This is a genomic window from Prauserella aidingensis, assembly GCF_024171865.1.
Lineage (GTDB): Bacteria > Actinomycetota > Actinomycetes > Mycobacteriales > Pseudonocardiaceae > Prauserella > Prauserella aidingensis.
In genome coordinates, this window is sequence record NZ_JAMTCN010000016.1 from 105,115 (window position 1) to 124,475 (window position 19,361).

Here is a 19,361-nt window from a genome sequence, read left to right on the forward strand (position 1 = left end):
CGTCGGCGCGCGGCGGGCCCGGCGGTGGGATCGGCGCGGGGCGATCGGCGATGATGGCGGGGTGACCGGTACCCCCCATCGCACCGCCGACGACGGATCACGGCGCCGCGGCCGCAGGCCCGCCGGTGAGGACACCCGCACCGCACTGCTGGAGGCCGCGCGTGCCGAGTTCGCCGACGGCGGCTACACGGGCGCCACCGTCCGCGCGATCGCCACGCGCGCCGGCGTCGACGCCGCGATGGTCAACCACTGGTTCGGCGGTAAGGACCAGCTGTTCGCCGAGGCGGTACTGCAGGTGCCGTTCGACCTCGCCGAGGTGGTCGCCACGGTCACCTCGTACGGCCGCGACCGGCTCGGCGAGGGCATCGTCCGCACGTTCGTCGAGCTCTGGGACGGCGCCGGCGGAGCACGCTTCACCGCCCTGATCCGCAGTGTCACCAGCAGTCCCGAGGCCATGCAGACGCTGCGCGGTGTCCTGGTGGCCAAGGTGATCGGGCCGGTGGTGGCGACGGCGGCACCCGACCGGCCCGACCTGCGCGCGTCGCTGTGCGCGAGTCAGGTGGTCGGCCTCGGCATGGCGCGCTACGTCGCCCGGTTCGAACCGCTCGGTTCCGCGGACCCGGACACCGTCGTCGCGGCGGTCGCCCCGACGCTCCAGCGGTACCTCACCGGCGACCTCGACCACCACTGACCCGCGCCCGTGCGCGTGGCGGGTGCGGGTCGGCCCGCCTGCGCGGTGTCAGCCCGCCTACGCGTCGTCGGCCAGGAGGAGGTCGGCGTCGAAGCACGTGCGCGTCCCGGTGTGGCAGGCGGGGCCGGTCTGGTCGACGCGCACGAGAAGGGTGTCGGCGTCGCAGTCCAGCCGGACCTCGCGTACGTGCTGGACGTTGCCGGAGGTCTCGCCCTTCACCCAGAGCTGCTGCCTGCTGCGCGAGAAGTACGTCGCGCGCCGCGTCGTGAGCGTGCGTGCCAGCGCCTCGTCGTCCATCCAGGCCACCATGAGCACGTCGGAGGTCGCGTGGTCGACGACCACGGCGCAGACCAGCCCGTCGGAGCCCCGCTTGAGCCTGCCCGCGACGGCCGGGTCGAGGCTCGTCTCCCCCGCGCGTTCGTCCCGGCTCATCGGATCTCCACGTTCCCGGCCTTCAGGGCCTGCTTGACGTCACCGATCGTGAACTCCCCGAAGTGGAAGACGCTCGCCGCCAGTACCGCGTCCGCACCCGCCTCGACCGCGGGCAGGAAGTGGTCGACCGAGCCCGCGCCGCCGCTGGCGATCACGGGCACCCGCACCGCCTCGCGCACGAGGCGCAGCAGTTCGAGGTCGAATCCGGCCTTCGTGCCGTCGGCGTCCATCGAGTTCAGCAGGATCTCGCCGACGCCGAGGCTCTCTCCCCGTGCGGCCCACTCCACCGCGTCGAGTCCGGTGCCCCGCCTGCCGCCGTGGGTGGTCACCTCGAACCCCGAGGCTGTCGGGTCCCCGCCGTCGGGAACCCGCCGGGCGTCGACGGACAGCACGACGCACTGCGCGCCGAACCGTTCGGACGCCTCGCGCAGCAGTTCCGGCCGGGCGATGGCCGCGGTGTTGATGCTGACCTTGTCGGCGCCCGCCCGCAGCAGCCGGTCGACGTCGTCGGTGCTGCGGACTCCGCCGCCGACGGTGAGGGGGATGAACACCTGCTCGGCGGTGCGCCGCACGACGTCGTAGGTCGTTTCCCGGTCGCCCGAGGATGCGGTCACGTCGAGGAACGTCACCTCGTCGGCGCCCGCGGCGTCGTAGGCGCGCGCCAGCTCCACGGGGTCGCCCGCGTCACGCAGGTCGACGAAGTTGACGCCTTTGACGACACGTCCCGCGTCGACGTCGAGACACGGGATGACCCTCACCGCAACGGACATGCCACAAGCCTAAGGAGGCCGCGCGCAGCGCGTCTGCTTGGGCGGCGGTGGGCGACGGGCGGGCCTAAGGAGGCCGCGCGCAGCGCGTCCGTCTGGGCGGCGGTGGGCGACGGGCGGGCGTAAGCAAGCCGCGCGCAGCGCGTCCGATCGGGCGGTGTGCGCGGCCGGGCCGCATCGTCGTGCGCGGACGGGGAACCCGTGCCGGCAGGCGGGATCCGCATTGCCGGAAAGGATGTCGACACGCGTGGCGTCGGCGGGTCGGGGCAGGCGGACCTACGTACGATCTCGTGATTGTGACGGCAGACGGAGCAATGGTCGCGACCCATTCGGCGGAGGACACCGCGCACGGACAGGAGACTCCGGTCTCGTCGGAGACCGCGGCGCGGGGCGCGTGGCGGTCCCGGGCCGCGGCCGCTGCGTCGGTGGTCGCGGGCACGGCGATGATCGGCGGGCACGGCGCCTACTACGGCAACTGGATCGTCGACGACGCCGCGATCACGTTCTCCTACGCGCGCAGTTTCGCGGAGGGACTGGGGCCCGTCGTCCAACCCGGTGCGGAGCCGGTCGAGGGGTTCTCCAACGTCACGTGGACGTTGCTGCTGGCGCTGGCACGGCTCGTGGGGCTGTTCGACCACGGCACGATCTTCGGGGTTCCGGACTACGTGCTGTTGCCGAAGGTTCTGGCACTGGTGCTGTGCGCGGGAATCCTGGTGGCGTGCCACGCCGCGTGCGCCCGCGTCCTCGTGCGGCCGTGGCTCGGCACGCTGGCCGTCGGCGGGCTCCTGGCGATGACACCGTCGTTCGTGATCTGGGTGGTCTCCGGGCTGGAGAACGCGCTGTACGGGCTGCTGGTCACGACGCTCGCGGTACTCGTGTTCCGGGCGGTACTCGGCGATGCGGTGCTGCGGTGGCGGCTGGCGGTCGCGACGGGGCTGCTCGCGGCGCTGGCCGCGCTCACCCGGCCGGAGGGGTTGATCTACGGCGGTGTCTATCCGCTGGTCGTACTGGGGATGCTGCGCCGTTCGTCGGGCACACCGGTGGCGGCGAGCCTGCGCCATGCGGCGTTGTCGGTGGCGGCGTTCGTCGCGGGGACCGACGCGTACTTCCTGTGGCGCCGGTTCACCTTCGGCGAGTGGCTGTCGGCACCGTCGATCGCGAAGTCGCAGGGCCTGCCGTATCCGACGGATCTGGTGAAGGCCGGGCAGCTCGTGAGCTACGCGGGCGCGCCCGCGATCCTGCTCTGCTGCGTGTTCGTGGGGATGCTGCTCGCCCGGCCGCCGTGGTGGCGGCGCGGACTGCTCGCGCTGCTGGTGCCGCTGGGCCTGGCGCTCGTCGCGTTCACGGTGCTCGAGGACGACTGGATGGGCCACCTCCGGTTCGCCACCCCGATCTGGATTCTCGGTGCGCTCACGGCCGTGCTCGCCACGGCGGAGGTCGTGCGGCGGATGCGGGGGCGGGCGCGCACGGTCACGGTCGTCGGCCTGGTCGTGGCGCTGTTCGCCAGCGGGTCGTCGTTCGCGGTGGCCGCGTACGACTTCCGGCGCGGGCCGACGTTGTCGGCCTGTCACGTGGCCGACCGCTACGGCCGCGCGTTCAACGGCTACGCCGACGTGTTGGGACTGGACCGCGCGTCGCTGCTGCTGCCCGACCTCGGCGGCACGTCGATGACCAGCAGGCTCCGGCTGGTCGACATGGCCGGACTGACCGACATCCGCATGGCGCACCTGATCCGTGACAGCGACCGCGCAGGTGCGAAGCGCTACGTGTTCGAGGAGGTCCGGCCCACGTTCATCCACACCCGGCGGCCGTGGACACACGGGAACGATCTCACCGAGGATCCCCGGTTCACCCGCGACTACGTGCGCATCTTCGCAGAACCCGGGAATCCGTGGCCGGACGGCGACTGGGTCCGCCGGGAGGTCGTGCCCGACGACGCGACGCTGGAACGGCTGCGGGCGTACGCCAGGGCGACGGCGGGGCGGGTCGCCGACCCCTCGGTGGCTCCGACAGCGTCCTGCGGCGACACCTTGAGCGTCGGCTCAACGCTGCGACCGGCGCCGACCGCGGACAGCGGTGGCCGTCCCGCCGAGTAGCCGGCCCCGACGTGCTCGTCAGGCCGCGGCGACGACCTCGAGTGCTTCCTGCAGGGTGAACGCCTGGGCGTACAGCGCCTTGCCGACGATCGCACCTTCGACGCCGTCGCATTCGAGCGCGGCCAGCGACCGCAGGTCGTCCACACTGGACACACCGCCGGAGGCGATGATGGCGGCGTCGGTGCGGGCCGCGACCTCGCGCAGCAGGCCCACGTTCGGCCCTTGCAGCGTGCCGTCCTTGCTGACGTCGGTGACGACGTAGCGCTGGGCACCGTCCCTGTCGAGGCGCTCCATGACCTGCCAGAGGTCACCGCCGTCCTGGGTCCAGCCGCGGGCGGCGAGCCGGTAGCCGTCCTCCCCGATCCGCACGTCCAGACCGATCGCCACGCGGTCGCCGTACTCCGACACGACCTTCGCGCACCAGTCCGGCGATTCCAGCGCCGCGGTGCCGAGGTTCACACGCCGCGCGCCGGTGTCGAGCGCGGCCTTCAGCGACGCGTCGTCGCGGATGCCGCCGGACAGCTCCACCTGCACGTCCAGCTCGGCCACGACCTGGGCCAGCAGCTCGCGATTCGAGCCCTTGCCGAACGCGGCGTCCAGGTCGACCAGATGCACCCACTCCGCGCCGCCACGCTGCCAGGTCAGCGCCGCGTCGAGCGGGGATCCGTAGGAGGTCTCGGTACCGGCCTCGCCCTGCACCAGGCGCACGGCCTGGCCGTCGGCCACGTCAACGGCGGGAAGGAGTGTCAGCGTCACGTCGCCAACTCTAAGACCCGGCTGCGCCGATCGGCCTACAGGGGCGGAACCCTGCGATCAGAGCGTGCCGAGCCAGTTGCGCAGCAGTTGGGCGCCCGCGTCACCGGACTTCTCGGGATGGAACTGGGTGGCACTCAGCGCGCCGTTCTCGGCGGCGGCGACGAAGTCCTCGCCGTGGTGGGCCCACGTCACCAGCGGCGCGGTGCCGCCGAGCTCGGACTGCAACGTCCACTCGCGCACCGCGTAGGAGTGCACGAAGTAGAACCGTTCGTCGGGGTCGATGCCGTCGAACAACCGGGAGCCCTCGGGCGCGCGGACCGTGTTCCACCCCATGTGCGGGAGGATGTCGGCGTGCAGCCGTTCGACCGTGCCGGGCCACTCCCCCGTGCCCTCGGTCTCGACGCCGTGCTCGACGCCGCGGTCGAACAGGATCTGCATCCCGACACAGATGCCCAGTACCGGCCTGCCGCCCGCGAGGCGCTTGCCGACGATGCGATCCCCATGCACCGACCGCAGTCCCTCCGCGCAGGCGGCGAACGCGCCGACTCCGGGCACGACCAGGCCGTCGGCCTCCAGTGCGGCATGCGGATCGGCGGTCACCTCGACGTCGGCGCCCGCGCGCTCGACGGCGCGTTCGGCACTGCGGAGGTTGCCTGATCCGTAGTCGAGAATCACAACTGAGGGCACGGCTCCAGGTTAACCGGTTCGCCGGGGCGCCACCGCCACCGGCAGCAGTGCCAGCGACCACACCGCGAGCAGGCCGAACGCCACACCGTAGGACGTGCCGGACACGATCGCGCCGACGGCCACCGCGCCCAGCCCCTGCCCCGCGTCGAACGCCACGTTCCACGAGATGCTCGCCCGGCCCGCGGTGGTGCGCTGGAACATCGACACGAGCGAGTCGTTCTGCACGGCGCCGAAACCGATGCCGAACACGATCATCGACGTCACGGCGAGCCACACCGGGCCGCCCTCGCCGAACACCGCGTACCCGGCGAGTCCGAGGCCGGACAGGGCCCGCCCCGGGGTCAACAGCCTGCCGGTCCACCGTGCACCGAATCGGCCCGCGGCCCAGCGGGACACGGTCGTGGCGAGCGGCATGAGCAGCAGCGCGATCGACGACTCCGGGGCGAGCAACAGGATCGGCGTGAAGGTCGCCAGCGCTCCGAGCCCGGTCGAGGCGGCGAGCATCGGCAGCCAGGGGCGCCACGTCTGCCGCGCGGTGGCCAGGAAGACGCCCCCGCGTTCCGGCTCCGCGGTGACCCGGGCGGGAGGCAGCAGGGCGGCAGGCACCAGCGCGATCGCGGGCAGCGCGGTCGCCACCAGGAACACCGTGACGAACCCCCAGTTCTCGGCCAGCCACGGGCCCGCGGGCAGCCCGACGAGCTGCGGCAGGCCCGTCGCGAGGCCGTACAGGCCGGATCCGCGCGGTACCGCCGCGGGTGGCAGCAGCTCGGCGATGAGCGCACTGCCGCACACGGTGAGCAGCCCGAATCCGATCCCCCGCAGCAGGGACAGCGTCAGAATGCCCTCCGGCGCGGTCCACGCGATCAGCAACGGGGTGGGCACGCCGAGGAACGCGATGCCCGCGAGGATCGCCGTGCGGTAGCCGTGGCGCCGCACGAGCACGCCGGTGCCGAGCTGCGTGGCGACCGTGCTGGCCATGAACACGCCGGTCGCCGCGCCCGCCGCGAACGTGCCCGCACCCTGCCGGACGGCCCACATCGGCACGACGGGCAGCAGCAGCGAGTAGCCGCACAGCGCGACGGCCGCCGCGGCGAGCGACAACCGGAACGGCCCGTGCCGCCACGGCGACTCGTCGCGGGCCGCGGTCCCGGGTGCATCAGCCATGACGACAGTTCTAGTACGTGCGTACAGCTCCCGTCGGGGCGGGTCACCCCTGTGGCGCGCGGGCCGTCAACGGCGCGCGGCCCACGCGGTCAGGTCGTCGGCCGTCCACGTGTTGACGACGCGGTCGGCAGTCACGCCGCACTCGCCGGCACGTGCGCAGCCGAACGGCAGCCACGACAGCTGACCCGGCGCGTGGGCGTCGGTGTCGACGGCGAAGCGGCAGCCCGCCTCCTGCGCCAATCGCAACAGCCGCCTCGGCGGATCCAGCCGCTCGGGTCGCGAGTTGATCTCCACGGCGACGTCGTGGTCCCGGCACGCCGCGAACACCCGCTCCGCGTCGAACTCGGACTCGGGCCTGCCCCGCCCGCTGACGAGCCTGCCGGTGCAGTGGCCGAGCACGTTGACCCGCGGATTCGCCACGGCCGTCAACATCCGCTCGGTCATCTCCACCGCGGGCATCCGCAGTTTCGAATGCACGCTCGCGACCACCACGTCGAGCCGTTCCAGCAGGTCCGGGTCCTGATCGAGCGAACCGTCGTCGAGGATGTCGACCTCGATACCGGTGAGGATGCGCAACGGCGCGACCCGCTCGCGGCACTCGGCCACGACGTCGAGCTGACGGCGGAGCCGGTCGGCCGAGAGGCCGTTCGCGACCGTCAGCCGCGGCGAGTGGTCGGTGATCACGAGGTACTCGTGGCCGAGGTTCCGGGCGGCCTCGGCCATCTCCTCGACGGAACTGCCGCCGTCGGACCAGTCCGTGTGGGTGTGACAGTCCCCGCGCAGGGCCGCGTGCAGCGGGCCGCCGTCCGGGATGCCGGGTGCGCCACGTGACTCCAGGTCGGTCAGGTAGGCGGGTTCCCTGCCCTGCACGGCCTCGGCGATGACACCCGCGGTCGTTCTGCCGATCCCGGGGAGCTCGGTCAGCGTGCCCTGCGAGACGCGGCGGGCGAGCTCGCCGTCGGGCAGGTCCGCGGCCACCGCGGCGGCGTTGCGGAAGGCCCGCACCCGGTAGGTCGGTTCCCCGGTCCGTTCCAGATGCAGGGCGATCTGACGCAGCACGTTCACGGGATCCATCGCTCACCTCACCGGTCCGGCAGCCCGCCTGCTCCGATTCTCCCCGTCGCGGTGCTCACCGGCCACGATCTCGCTGGCGCGCCACGGTTGCCCGCAGTCCGGTGTGCTCATCGACACGACCGGTGCCGTTCGACGTCGCACGATCCGGTGACATCACTATCGTGGTGGCCGACGGTGTCGCCATGACGGTCCGGTCACCGGATCCGGGCCACACGCACACGCGGCGTGACGACCCCGTCAGCCATCCGGCCCAGTGCACCCTACGACCGTCGTAACCCGCCGCGGCCTGCGAGAACGGCGATCCGAACTCCGGCGGGGGTCGCGTACGACCCCCGCGCACACAGGCCGTATCTTGACCCGGTAGTCGGGGTCCGTTATTGCACGCACAGCGCGTGGAGGGGTTGTTTTGCCGCAGGAACCTCGGTGGCCAGGGCCTTCGGAATCTCAGCCGAACGAATGGCCCGAATCCCACACCGAGCAGACCGACATTCTGCCTGCCGTCCCACCGTCGGACACGGAGAGCGCCGAGTCGGCCACGGAGAGCACACAGCTGATCCCGGAGATCGGCGACTCAGGCCGGGCCGACGCCTCCGGCGGTTCCGTGGCCGCCGGCGCATCCGGGACCGGCGACACGGCCGACAGCGCGACGGGTGAGGAGGCCGGCGAGGCGACAGCCTGGCCCACCGACACCGGCGCCGAACCGACCACGGCGGAGACCACGCAGTACATCGCGTGGCCCGAGACCGACGCGGAGACCACGCAGGTGGCAGGCCCCGCCGCGGGCTCCGGGGACGACACGGTCGTCACCGGCGTCGCGGACGCGCCGACCTCGCCCGCGTCGCCTCCGCCGGACACGTCGGGCGAGACGACGCAGTACATCCCCGCCGTTCCCGCCGACGACCCGGCTCCCCGGCACCTGACCGCGGCGATGCCCGCACAGGGTGCAGCCCCCACGGCCGGGGCGGCCCCGGGGCCGGACGGCGGCGCTGACGACGGCGGTAACGGTGGCTCCCGCGACCGTGCCGCCGCGCTGGGCAAGGCCCGCAAGCCGCTGCTGATCGCCGCCGCCGTCGTCGGCGTGCTGGCGCTGGTGTACGTGGTGGACGTGTTCGCCACCTCGGGCGACGTGCCGCGAGGAACCGTCGTGGCGGGCGTCGAGGTGGGTGGCATGAGCCGCGCGGACGCCGAGGACAAGCTCCGCTCCGAACTCGAGCCGCGCATGACGCAGCCCGTGCAGTACCGCGCCGGTGACGTCGACAGCGAGTTCGACCCCCGGCAGGCCGGGCTCCGGCTGAACTGGCAGGAGACGCTCGACCGCGCGGGCGACCAGCCGCTGAACCCGTTCAGCCGGATCGCATCGCTGTTCTCCGAACGCGAGGTCGACGTCGTCACCGAGACGGAACCCAACCAACTCGAGAACGCGCTCGTGTCGGTGCAGGAGACCGTCGACCGCGAGCCGGTCGAGGGCACGATCCGGTTCGAGGACGCCACCCCGGAGGCCGTCGAACCGAAGAACGGCCAGAAACTCGACGTCGCCGGTGCCGAGAACGTCATCACGCGCGACTGGGCCGACGGCAAGCGGATCACACTCCCGGTCGACAGCACCCCGGTGTCGGTCAGCTCGGAGGACGTGCAGGCGATGCTGCGCGATGTCGCCGAGCCCGCGGTGTCGGCACCGGTGGTGGTCCGCGGCGAGGGCGCCGACGGCATCCTCGAACCGGAGGAGATCGCCGCGGCGCTGAGCTTCACCCCGGAGAACGGCAAGCTGACGCCGAAGATCGACCGGAAGAAGATGGCCGAGGGCGTCCAGGAGGAGCTGTCGGACACGGTCCAGAAGGGCCGGGACGCCGAGATCGTATTCGAAGGCGGCAAGCCTACGGTCAAACCGTCCAAGGACGGCAAGCGCATCAAGTGGAAGGAAACCTTCCAGCCGCTGATGGACGTGCTGCAGCGGGACGAGCAGCGCGAGATCGAGGCCGCCTACGAGAAGAAGGAACCCGAGACCACGACGAAGGAAGCCAAGCAGCTCGGCGTCAAGGAGGTCATCGGCGAGTTCACGACCGGCGGTTTCGCCCCCGACTCCGGGGTCAACATCCGCCGGGTCGCCGAAGAGGTCAACGGCGCCATCGTCAAGCCCGGTGAGACCTTCAGCCTCAACCAGCACACCGGCCCGCGTACGAAGGCGCAGGGCTACGTCGAGGCGGGCATCATCGAGGACGGCGCGCCGGGCAAGGCCGTCGGCGGCGGCATCTCGCAGTTCGCGACCACGCTGTACAACGCGTCGTACTTCGCGGGCATGACCGACGCGGGTCACCAGGAGCACAGCTACTACATCAGCCGCTATCCCGAAGGCCGGGAGGCGACGGTGTTCCAGACCCCCGACGGCGCGAGCGTCATCGACCTGGCCTTCACCAACAACCTGCCGAACGGTGTCGCAATCCAGACCATCTGGACGCCGAACGACATCACGATCAAGCTGTGGGGCACGAAGAAGTACGACGTGCAGTCCCGCACCGGCGACCGCACGGACGTCGTCAAGCCGAAGGAGAAGAAGGGCCCCGAGGGCGAGGAGTGCTCACCGAGCAACGGCGCGCCCGGCTTCACCGTGACGGACACGCGGATCCTGCGTGACCTCCAGTCCGGTGCGGTCAACGAGGAGACCCGGACGGTGAAGTACAACCCGCAACCCAAGATCGTCTGCGGGAAGAAGCGACCCTGACGGGCACCCGACCGTCGCCGGCGGGCGGCGGTCCACGGCGACCGTGACGAGCGGGCGGCCCTGCGCGGGACCGCCCGCTCGTCACGTCTCGGCCGGTGTCAGCGCACGGTGAGGATCGACCGCAGGTGCGACACCTCCGACATGCGACGCTCGGCCAACCGATCGGCCGCGGTCACGGCCGGCACGCCCTCCTCGTCGGCGAGCGCGAACACGGCCTTCGCGGTGTCGTACAGCGACGTGGCCTTGAGCCGGGCCCTGTCGGCGTCGTAACCGCGCAGCTCGTCGCTGACCTGGATCGTGCCGCCCGCATTCACCAGATAGTCGGGGGCGAAGAGGATGCCGCGGTCCTGCAACAACTTCTCGACACCGGGGTGGGCAAGCTGGTTGTTGGCGGCGCCGCAGACGATCGAGGCGCGCAGCACGGGCACTGTGTCGTCGTCGAGCACCCCGCCGAGCGCACACGGCGCGAAGACGTCCACATCGGACGCGATCAGGGCGGCGGTGTCGTCGACGACGTCGACCGACGGGTGCACCGCACGAACCTGGTCGACGGCCCGCTCGTCCACGTCGGTGATCACGATCTCCGCACCCGCCTGCGCCAGGTGGCCGACGAGCAGCTTGCCGACCTTGCCGACGCCTTCGACACCGACTCGTTTGCCCTTCAACTCCGGACTGCCCCACGCATGCTCCGCAGAGGCGCGCATGCCCTGGTAGACACCGAAGGCGGTGAGTTCCGAGGAGTCACCCGCACCGCCCTCCTCGCGCGAGCGGCCGGTGACGAAATCCGTCTCGCGCGCGATGACGTCCATGTCGCGCACATAGGTGCCGACGTCGCACGCGGTGATGTACCGGCCGCTCAGCGACTGGATGAACCGGCCGTAGGCACGCAGCAGCGCCTCCGATTTGAGGGAGGCGGGGTCACCGATGACGACCGCCTTGCCGCCGCCGAGGTCGAGGCCGGCGAGCGCGTTCTTGTAGGCCATCCCCTTCGACAGGGCCAGCACGTCGTCGAGTGCGGCGGCCTCGTCCGGGTAGGGGTAGAAGCGGGTGCCGCCGAGAGCGGGGCCGAGCGCGGTCGAGTACACCGCGATGATGGCCTTCAGCCCGGTGGCACGGTCATGACAGTAGACGACCTGTTCGTGGCCGCTCTCGCGGCCGAATACACCGTCGGTCACGGGTGGTGACTCCTTTGTCGGTTCCGGCTCGGCACCGGTCGGCGCCCGGCCGGGATCGGTTGTGGTCCACGGCGACGGCCGCGGGGTTGCCGCAGCGCACACCGCGCGAACTCACGATAGACCGGGCTCGAGGTGACGGGGAAGCGACGGAGGTCGCGGTTGCTCCGCCGGTGCGGGCGCGGAGTCGCGGACGCGTGCGGGCGTGCCCGCCACGGTGACCGTGCCGAGTGCCGAGGCCACGGCCGCTTCGGCGAGCGCCGCGAGTTCGCGCCGATCCGCGGCACGTCCGGGCGCGATCTCCGGGCACACGGTCAGTTCGAGCGTCAGGTCCGGGACGGCGACGGCCCGTCGCAGCGACGCGACGAGCGATTCGGGGCCGATGAACGCGGGCCGCGTCGTCTCCCGCCCCCCGGCCAGGTACCGGACGGCCACCGGACGCACGGGCACGCCCGCGTCGATGGCGGCCTGGAACAGCGCCGGGTGGAAGCGCCCGGAGGCCGCACCGCACCACGTCGTCCCCTCGGGGTTCACGGTGACCAGCGACCCCGAGCGCAGTGTCGTGGCCAGCTCGGCCACGGCCCAGGGCAGCGCGGACAACCGTTCGCGGTCCAGGAAGACGGTGCCCGCCCGCGACACCAGCGGCCCCAGTACCGGCCACGAGGCGATCTCACGCTTGGCGAGCGCGCGCATGGGGCGCATCGCGTTCAGGCCCATGATGTCGGCGAACGAGATGTGGTTGCTCACCACGAGCGCACCGCGACCGCTGCCGTCGAGCTCGCCACGGACGAGCAGCCGGATGCCCAGCGTGGCCAGCAGACAGCGGAACACCCCGCGCACGATCCGGTCACGGCCGGGCAGCACGGCCAGGAGCGGCACGAGCACCAACCCGGCGACGACCACCAGCACCGCCCCGGTGAGCCGCAACGCCCGCCGCGCCGTACCGATACGCCCCTCCTCCGGGGTGAGGCAGCCGTCCCCACACGGCGAGACCGGCATCCACGGGTGGCTCATGCCGCCGCCCCCAGGAAGTACTTGAGGTACCGCTCGTCGACCTGCTGCAGGTCGAGCAGTACGAAGAAGTCGGCGACGTCGAAGTCCGGGTCGTGCGCGGGCTGCCCGCAGACCCGCGCGCCGAGGCGGACGTACCCGCGCAGCAGCGGGGGCAGCACCGGGCGGGCAGGCCGGGCGATCTCGTCGCACCGCCACGGGTGCAGCGGTGTCACGCGGTGGGACTCGTCGGCGAAGTGCTTGGTGTACACGATGTCCCAGACACCCGCGGCCTGAGCGCCGCCGTCGGAGAGCGGCACCGAGGCACAGCCCGCGAGATACCGGTGCCCGGACAGCAGCATGTACCGCGCGATGCCCGCCCACACCAGACTGACGACAGCCCCTGTGCGATGGTCGGCGTCCACACAGGACCGCCCGGTTTCGACGAGCGAGCCGCGCAGCGGGTTCAACGCCGACAGATCGAACTCGGTGTCGGAGTAGAGCTGCCCGGCCTCGCGCGCCCTGTCCGGCGGCAGCATCCGGTAGGTGCCGACGATCGCGCCGGTCTCGTCGTCGGTGACCAGGAGGTGATCGCAGAAGGTGTCGAACGGGTCGATGTCCAGGCCGTCCGGCCCGGGTGCGAGCCGTGCGCCCATTTCCTCGGCGAAGACCCGGTGCCGCAGCCGCTGCGCGGCGAGCACCTCGTCCTCTCCGGAGGCGACGCGCAGTGAGTACCGCGCACCGCCCGTCGTCCGGTCCGTACTGAGCAGAGGCTGTGACCGCGTCATACCAGGGATGCTCGCGCCGGCAGGGAAACCCCGGCGGGCACCGGCCGTGGCCGACGGCTGCACACCCGGTGAACGCTCCGTTCACGCGGGCCTCACACGCGAACGGCCGCCTCCCCGCGAGTGCGGGAAGGCGGCCGTGGGCGGTGCTGCGCAGGCGCGGGGTCAGCCCTTGCGCTTGGCGACCTCGTCGGTCAGCTGCGGAGCGACGTCGAACAGGTCGCCGACGACACCGAAGTCGGCGATCTCGAAGATCGGCGCCTCGGAGTCCTTGTTCACGGCGACGATCGTCTTCGACGTCTGCATGCCGGCGCGGTGCTGGATCGCACCGGAGATGCCGAGCGCGACGTACAGCTGCGGCGAGACCGTCTTACCGGTCTGGCCGACCTGGAACTGCGCCGGGTAGTAACCGGAGTCGACGGCGGCGCGCGAGGCACCGACGGCGGCACCGAGCGAGTCGGCCAGCTTCTCGACGACGTCGAACTTCTCGGCCGAGCCGACACCGCGGCCACCGGAGACGACGATCGACGCCTCCGTCAGCTCGGGACGGTCACCGCCGACGACCGGCTCGACACCGGTCACCGTGGCGGCCTTGGCGGGGTCGGCCGCAGGCAGAGCCACGGTCTCCTCTGCTGCGGCGCCGTCGGCCTGCTCGGCCTCGACGGCACCCGGGCGCACCGACACGACCGGCGTGCCCTTGGCGGCCTTCGACTTCACCGAGAACGCGCCGCCGAAGATGGACTGGTCGACCGAGCCGTCGGCGTTCACGCCGACCGCGTCGACGAGCACGGCGCCGCCGAGACGGATCGCGAGCCTGCCGGCGATCTCCTTGCCCTCGGCCGTGGCTGACACCAGCACGGCGGCGGGCGATGCCTGCCCCGCGACGGTGGCGAGCGCGTCGACCTTCGGCGTCACCAGGTACCCGTTGGCGTCGTCGGACTCTGCGGCGTACACCTTCGCCGCGCCGTACGACGCCAGCGCGTCCTTGACCTTGCCCGTGGTGCCGGGCGTACCGACGACGACCGCGGACGCCTCGCCCAGCGAGCGAGCTGCGGTGAGCAGCTCGAACGTGGACTTCTTGACCTCACCGTCGACCTGGTCGACGAGCACGAGTACTTCAGCCATGGTTCGTCTCCTTGAGTGGGATGAGGTCTGTCTCAGATGAGCTTCTGGCCGGCCAGGTACTCGGCGACCTTCGTGCCGCCGTCACCGTCGTCGCCGACCCGCTCACCGGCGGCGCGCGGCGGCTTCGGCGCGGCCTCGAGCACGGTCGCGTAGGCGCCCGAGAGCCCCAGTTCACCCGCGTCGACGTCGAGGTCGGCGACCGTGACGGTCTCCACCGGCTTCTTCTTGGCGGCCATGATGCCCTTGAAGGACGGGTACCGCGGCTCGTTGATCTTCTCGGTGACGCTCACGACGGCGGGCAGGTTCGCCTCGAGGTGGGTCACGCCGTCCTCGGTCTCGCGGTCGACCTTGAGGGTCGTGCCGTCGAGGGACAGCTCGCGGGCGTGGGTCAGCTGCGGCACGCCGAGGATCTCGGCGAGCATCGCGGGGATCGCACCGCCACGGCCGTCGGAGGCCTCGTTACCGGCGATGACCAGGTCGTAGCCGTCGACCTTGCCGAGCGCACCGGCGATGACCTTCGCGGTGGCAACCATGTCCGACCCCTGCAGGGCCTCGTCGGAAACGTGGACGGCCTTGTCGGCGCCCATCGACAGAGCCTTGCGGATGGCGTCGGTGGCGCGGTCGGGACCGACGCACAGCACGGTCACCTCGCCCTCACCGGCCTCCTTGATCTTGAGCGCCTCCTCGACGGCGCGCTCGTTGATCTCGTCGATCACCGCGTCGGCGGACTCGCGGTCGAGGGTGTGGTCACTCTCGTTGAGCTTGCGCTCCGAGTACGTGTCCGGCACCTGCTTGACCAGTACAACGATGTTGGTCATGGAACTCCTTAGGCGCAATGCAGGGCGTTACTGGTCGGTAGATTAGGCGCGAAACCACTGGTACGCGCGCCGAGGTGACCACGTTCACCCGGAATCGCGTTTTAGTGGGACGATCGTTCAGATAACTGCTCGATTCGTCGATCATTACACCATGCACATGACCAGTGGGCGGAGGTTGCATGACACTCCCCCTAATGGGTGCAAACTTTCGTGTACCGCGGGGTAGCCTCGGTGAGTGCCTGTCGCAGTGATCACCGACTCCACGGCGAGCCTGCCGGAGCGGACCGCCAAGCAATGGGACATCTCCGTCGTCCCCGTCCAGGTCGTCGTCGGCGATCGTGTCGACGATGAGAACCGCTACGACCGTGACGACCTCCTCCGCAGACTGCGGGACCACGAACCGGTCACCACGCAGCCGCCCGACCCAGGGGCGTTCTTCTGGACCTTCCAGGACGCCGTCAGCGCGGGGGCCACCGCGATCGTCTGCCTGCACATCTCCAGCAAGCTCTCCGCGACGGCGGATGCGGCTCGCGAGGCGGCGCAGCAGGTCGGCGTGCCCGTCTACGTGCTCGACAGCGGCACCACGAACATGAGCCTGGGCTTCGCCGCCGTGTCGGCCGCCCGCGCCGCCGCGGCGGGAGCCCCGGTCGAGCGGGTCATGAGCGCCGCGGACGGCCGCATCCGCGGCAGCAAGGAACTCATCTACGTGGACACCCTCGAGTACCTGCGCCGGGGCGGGCGTATCGGCGGTGCCGCCGCGGCGATCGGGTCGGCGCTGTCGATCCGTCCGATCCTGACGCTCAGCGGCGGCGAGGTCGCGCCGCTGACTCGGGCACCGGGCACCAAACGCGCCCTCGGCAAACTGGTCGATCTCGCCGTCGAGCACGCGGGCGACGCCACGGTCGACGTCGCCGTGGCGTCCGCGGAGGTCGGCGACCGCGAACACCGGATCGCCGGTGAACTCCGGCGGCGCATCCCCTCGCTCGGCGACCTCACACTCGTCCAGGGCAGCACCGTCATCGGTGCGCACGTCGGCCCCGGAGCGCTCGGCATCACCGTCGCCCCGTCCCAGTGACACCGCGCCGGTGCGCATTCGGTCCGATCATCCCGCCGACGGGGTTCGCGCCGCTATCCTGGACGTCGCCGGCGTCGGCCGGGGCAGGCCGCCCCGGCCACCGGACCCGACGACCGGCCTGACGGCCGACGGAAAGGACCACACATGGCATCGCTGTTCCACAAGGTGGCCCGGTTCGCGAAGAGCCCTGCGGGCAGGCGCGCGATCTCCGAGGCGAAGCGGATGGCCCGCGACCCGCACAAGCGCCGGCAGGCCAAGGAGGCCTTCGACAAGATCCGCAAGGGCGCGGGCGGCGCGGGCGGTTCGCGCGGCGGTGGCCGGCCGCCGTCGTCGTCCCACTGACGCGGTTCCCGTGGCCGCGCCGACCCGCCTGCCGCGACTCTCGTTACCGGCAGGTAGGTCGGCGCGGGCACGGCGGCTAGTCTCTCGGCGTGGACACGACTCGCGCCGAAGCCCTGCACCTGACCGGTGAGCGCACCGTGCCGGGAGTGCCGGAGGAGAATTACTGGTACCGCCGACACGAAGCCGCCTATCACGCGTTACTGCCGTACTGCGCGGGCGCCGTCGTCCTGGAAGCAGGCTGCGGCGAGGGGTACGGCGCGGGTCTGCTCGCCGACCACGCGGCGCAGGTGATCGCGCTCGACTACGACAGTGCGGCGATCGATCACGTCGCCCGCAGCTACCCGGCCGTGCGCGCGCTGCACGGCAACCTTGCGACGTTGCCACTGGCCGACGGCGGGCTGGACGTCGTCGCCAACCTCCAGGTGCTCGAACATCTCTGGGACCAGTACGGCTTCCTCGCCGAGTGCCGCCGCGTGCTCCGGCCCGGCGGACGGTTGCTGGTGACCACCCCGAATCGGCTCACCTTCACGCCCGACAGCGACACGCCGCTGAACCCGTACCACACCCGTGAACTCTCACCGTCCGAACTGGACGAGATGCTTCGCGACGCCGGGTTCGCGGTCGAACTGCTCGCCGGTCTGCACCACGGTGCGGGCGTCCGTGCGCTCGACGAACGCTACGGCGGGTCGGTCATCGACGCCCAGCTCGACGTCGTCATGGGCTCGCTGCCCGGGCAGGCCGAGTGGCCGGCCGAGTTACTGGCCGACGTCGCCGCGATCCGGGCCGAGGACTTCGACGTCCACGGCGACGACCTGGATGCCTGCCTCGACCTCGTCGCCGTGGCGGTGCGACCGTGACGGGCGGCACCGGCGACGCCGAGGGCACGTTCTGCCTCGTCCTCCACAGCCACCTGCCGTGGCTGCCGCATCACGGCGCCTGGCCGGTCGGCGAGGAATGGCTCTACCAGGCGTGGGCGCATTCGTATCTGCCCGTGACGGACCTGCTGCGGCGGTTCGCCGACGAGGGCAGACGGGACGTCCTGACACTCGGCGTCACCCCGGTGCTGGCTGCCCAGCTCGACGATCCGTACGCGCTGCGCGCGATGCACGACTGGCTCGGCACCTGGCGGCTGCGCGCCGAGCACGCGGCGAGCCTGTGGCGGGGAGACGGGCTGCTGTCCGAGCTCGCCGCCGGGGAACACCGCACCGCCACTCACGCGATCGACGAGCTCGACACGACGTGGCGGCACGGTTTCTCACCCGTTCTCCGCTCGCTTGTGGACAGTGAGACCGTGGAACTCCTGGGTGGGCCGTTGGCGCATCCGTTCCAGCCGTTGCTCGACGAACGGGTGCGCGGGTTCGCACTCTCGGAGGGGCTCGCCGACACGGCACTGCGCCTCGGCGGCCGGCCTGCGGGCATCTGGGCGCCGGAGTGCGGCTACGCACCCGGCATGGAGGACATGTACGCGGCGGCGGGAGTGGAACGCTTCCTCGTCGACGGCCCGGCCCTGCACGGAGACACGGCAACCGCACGCACGGTCGGCGAGTCCGATGTGGTCTGTTTCGGCCGTGACCTGGAGGTCACCTACCGAGTCTGGTCGCCGAAGGCGGGCTATCCCGGCCACGCCGCGTACCGCGACTTCCACACCTGGGCGCACGAGGTGGGCATCAAACCGTCGCGCGTGACCGGCAAACAGGTACCGCCGCAGGACAAGGCGCCCTACGATCCCGCCCGCGCGGCCGCCACCGTGGACACGCACGTCGAGGATTTCGTCGACACCGTGGTCACGCGGCTACGGTCACTGCGCGCGCGTGACGGCCGCGAGGCACTCGTCGTCGCCGCCTACGACACGGAGCTGTTCGGACACTGGTGGCACGAGGGTCCACAGTGGCTGGAGGGCGTGCTGCGCGCACTTCCGGAGGCCGGTGTCCGGGTGACGACGCTGCGCGGCGCCGTGGAGGCCGGGCACGTCGGCGCTCCCGTGGACCTGCCGGCCTCGTCGTGGGGCTCGGGCAAGGACTGGCGCGTGTGGGACGGCGAGCAGGTGGCCGACATGGTCGACGCGAACGCCTGGCTGCAGAAGCGGTTGCTGACCCTGGACGTGCCGCGGGACCACCGCGATCCGGTCGCCGACCAGGCCGTCCGCGAGGCACTCCTCGCGCTGTCCAGCGACTGGGCGTTCATGGTCACCAAGGATTCGGCCGCCGACTACGCGCGCAGGCGCGCCGCCGAGCACACCGACCGCTTCGACGAACTGGACGCGCTGCACCGTGCCGGCGACCCGAGGGCGGCCCGGCTGGCCGCCGAACGGCGCCGGACGAGCCCGTTCGGCCGCCTCGACGCCCGGGGGCTCTAGCTGTGCTGTTCGGGCACGTTGGTGACGGTTCGGCACGCGGTGGATGATCTTGATATGGGTGAGGGCCTCCGGGTTCGGTGTGGATCACCACGAACAACACGCCGATCCGAGGAGGCCCTCTGGTGGTCCACCGTAACGCTCCGCTGACTCCGACCGGACGGCTGCGACTGGCCCGGTGCGTCGTCGAGGACGGTTGGAACGTGCGCCGCGCTGCCGAACGGTTCCAGGTCGCCCACACGACCGCGGCCCGCTGGGCCGGCCGGTACCGCCACGGCGGCGAGCAGGCTATGGACGATCGCTCCAGCCGTCCCC

19 protein-coding genes are annotated in these 19,361 nt (G+C 71.7%); 8 read left to right on the forward strand and 11 right to left on the reverse strand.

Going from position 1 to position 19,361, the window contains the following annotated elements:
* The first annotated feature begins 61 nt into the window (after positions 1–61).
* On the forward strand, positions 62–691 hold the full coding sequence (locus LY13_RS16715; RefSeq protein WP_253829394.1) for a TetR/AcrR family transcriptional regulator: 630 nt from the start codon (positions 62–64) through the stop codon (positions 689–691).
* 57 nt (positions 692–748) lie between these two features.
* Here the strand turns inward: LY13_RS16715 and hisI are convergent, their stop codons facing one another.
* Together hisI and hisF are read right to left on the reverse strand one after the other, a co-directional pair.
* Positions 749–1,123, reverse strand: coding sequence for a phosphoribosyl-AMP cyclohydrolase (gene hisI, locus LY13_RS16720; RefSeq protein ID WP_253829395.1), 375 nt, complete (start codon positions 1,121–1,123; stop codon positions 749–751).
* Positions 1,120–1,893, reverse strand: coding sequence for an imidazole glycerol phosphate synthase subunit HisF (gene hisF / locus LY13_RS16725; protein ID WP_253829396.1), 774 nt, complete (start codon positions 1,891–1,893; stop codon positions 1,120–1,122). Before hisF ends, hisI begins: the two co-directional genes overlap by 4 nt.
* A 311-nt stretch (positions 1,894–2,204) precedes the next feature.
* Between hisF and LY13_RS16730 the strand changes: the two genes are divergently transcribed.
* On the forward strand, positions 2,205–3,986 hold the full coding sequence (locus LY13_RS16730; protein ID WP_253829397.1) for a hypothetical protein: 1,782 nt from the start codon (positions 2,205–2,207) through the stop codon (positions 3,984–3,986).
* An 18-nt stretch (positions 3,987–4,004) separates the two neighbouring features.
* On the opposite strand, the gene priA is transcribed toward LY13_RS16730, so the two are convergent.
* From priA to LY13_RS16750, 4 genes are all read right to left on the reverse strand, one after another.
* Positions 4,005–4,742 carry a bifunctional 1-(5-phosphoribosyl)-5-((5-phosphoribosylamino)methylideneamino)imidazole-4-carboxamide isomerase/phosphoribosylanthranilate isomerase PriA gene (gene priA / locus LY13_RS16735; protein ID WP_253829398.1) on the reverse strand — a complete coding sequence of 246 codons (738 nt, stop codon included), beginning with the start codon at positions 4,740–4,742 and terminating at the stop codon, positions 4,005–4,007.
* 57 nt (positions 4,743–4,799) lie between these two features.
* A complete protein-coding gene (gene hisH, locus LY13_RS16740) occupies positions 4,800–5,429 on the reverse strand; it encodes an imidazole glycerol phosphate synthase subunit HisH (protein WP_253829399.1) in 630 nt (209 codons plus the stop codon).
* Between the two features lie 9 nt (positions 5,430–5,438).
* Positions 5,439–6,593 (reverse strand): MFS transporter, encoded by a 1,155-nt coding sequence (locus LY13_RS16745; RefSeq protein ID WP_253829400.1) that lies wholly within the window; start codon positions 6,591–6,593, stop codon positions 5,439–5,441.
* Positions 6,594–6,659: 66 nt separating this feature from the next.
* Positions 6,660–7,667, reverse strand: a complete 1,008-nt coding sequence (locus LY13_RS16750) for a PHP domain-containing protein (protein ID WP_253829401.1) — start codon at positions 7,665–7,667, stop codon at positions 6,660–6,662.
* Positions 7,668–8,073: 406 nt separating this feature from the next.
* On the opposite strand from LY13_RS16750, the gene LY13_RS16755 reads away from it, so the two are divergent.
* Positions 8,074–10,386, forward strand: coding sequence for a VanW family protein (locus LY13_RS16755; protein ID WP_308216354.1), 2,313 nt, complete (start codon positions 8,074–8,076; stop codon positions 10,384–10,386).
* 98 nt (positions 10,387–10,484) lie between these two features.
* Here LY13_RS16755 and LY13_RS16760 read toward each other — a convergent pair whose 3' ends face one another.
* The 5 genes from LY13_RS16760 to LY13_RS16780 form a co-directional block, all read right to left on the reverse strand.
* Positions 10,485–11,561, reverse strand: coding sequence for a Glu/Leu/Phe/Val dehydrogenase dimerization domain-containing protein (locus tag LY13_RS16760; RefSeq protein WP_253829402.1), 1,077 nt, complete (start codon positions 11,559–11,561; stop codon positions 10,485–10,487).
* Between the two features lie 111 nt (positions 11,562–11,672).
* Positions 11,673–12,572, reverse strand: a complete 900-nt coding sequence (locus tag LY13_RS16765) for a lysophospholipid acyltransferase family protein (RefSeq protein WP_253829403.1) — start codon at positions 12,570–12,572, stop codon at positions 11,673–11,675.
* Entirely contained in the window at positions 12,569–13,336 is a 768-nt protein-coding gene (locus LY13_RS16770; RefSeq protein ID WP_253829404.1) for a GNAT family N-acetyltransferase, read from the reverse strand. The genes LY13_RS16765 and LY13_RS16770 overlap by 4 nt, the downstream gene beginning before the upstream one ends.
* A 162-nt stretch (positions 13,337–13,498) precedes the next feature.
* Complete coding sequence (locus LY13_RS16775) at positions 13,499–14,458, reverse strand: electron transfer flavoprotein subunit alpha/FixB family protein (RefSeq protein ID WP_253829405.1); 960 nt, start codon at positions 14,456–14,458, stop codon at positions 13,499–13,501.
* Between the two features lie 32 nt (positions 14,459–14,490).
* On the reverse strand, positions 14,491–15,276 hold the full coding sequence (locus LY13_RS16780) for an electron transfer flavoprotein subunit beta/FixA family protein (RefSeq protein ID WP_253829406.1): 786 nt from the start codon (positions 15,274–15,276) through the stop codon (positions 14,491–14,493).
* Between the two features lie 235 nt (positions 15,277–15,511).
* Between LY13_RS16780 and LY13_RS16785 the strand changes: the two genes are divergently transcribed.
* From LY13_RS16785 to LY13_RS16805, 5 genes are all read left to right on the forward strand, one after another.
* Positions 15,512–16,351, forward strand: a complete 840-nt coding sequence (locus LY13_RS16785; RefSeq protein WP_253829407.1) for a DegV family protein — start codon at positions 15,512–15,514, stop codon at positions 16,349–16,351.
* 144 nt (positions 16,352–16,495) lie between these two features.
* Positions 16,496–16,693 carry a hypothetical protein gene (locus tag LY13_RS16790; protein WP_253829408.1) on the forward strand — a complete coding sequence of 66 codons (198 nt, stop codon included), beginning with the start codon at positions 16,496–16,498 and terminating at the stop codon, positions 16,691–16,693.
* Between the two features lie 89 nt (positions 16,694–16,782).
* Positions 16,783–17,550: a class I SAM-dependent methyltransferase gene (locus LY13_RS16795; RefSeq protein WP_253829409.1), complete on the forward strand. Its 768-nt coding sequence runs from the start codon at positions 16,783–16,785 to the stop codon at positions 17,548–17,550.
* Complete coding sequence (locus LY13_RS16800; RefSeq protein WP_253829410.1) at positions 17,547–19,049, forward strand: 1,4-alpha-glucan branching protein domain-containing protein; 1,503 nt, start codon at positions 17,547–17,549, stop codon at positions 19,047–19,049. The genes LY13_RS16795 and LY13_RS16800 overlap by 4 nt, the downstream gene beginning before the upstream one ends.
* 122 nt (positions 19,050–19,171) lie before the next feature.
* A partial coding sequence (locus LY13_RS16805; RefSeq protein ID WP_253829411.1) for a helix-turn-helix domain-containing protein occupies positions 19,172–19,361 on the forward strand: 190 nt, incomplete at its 3' end.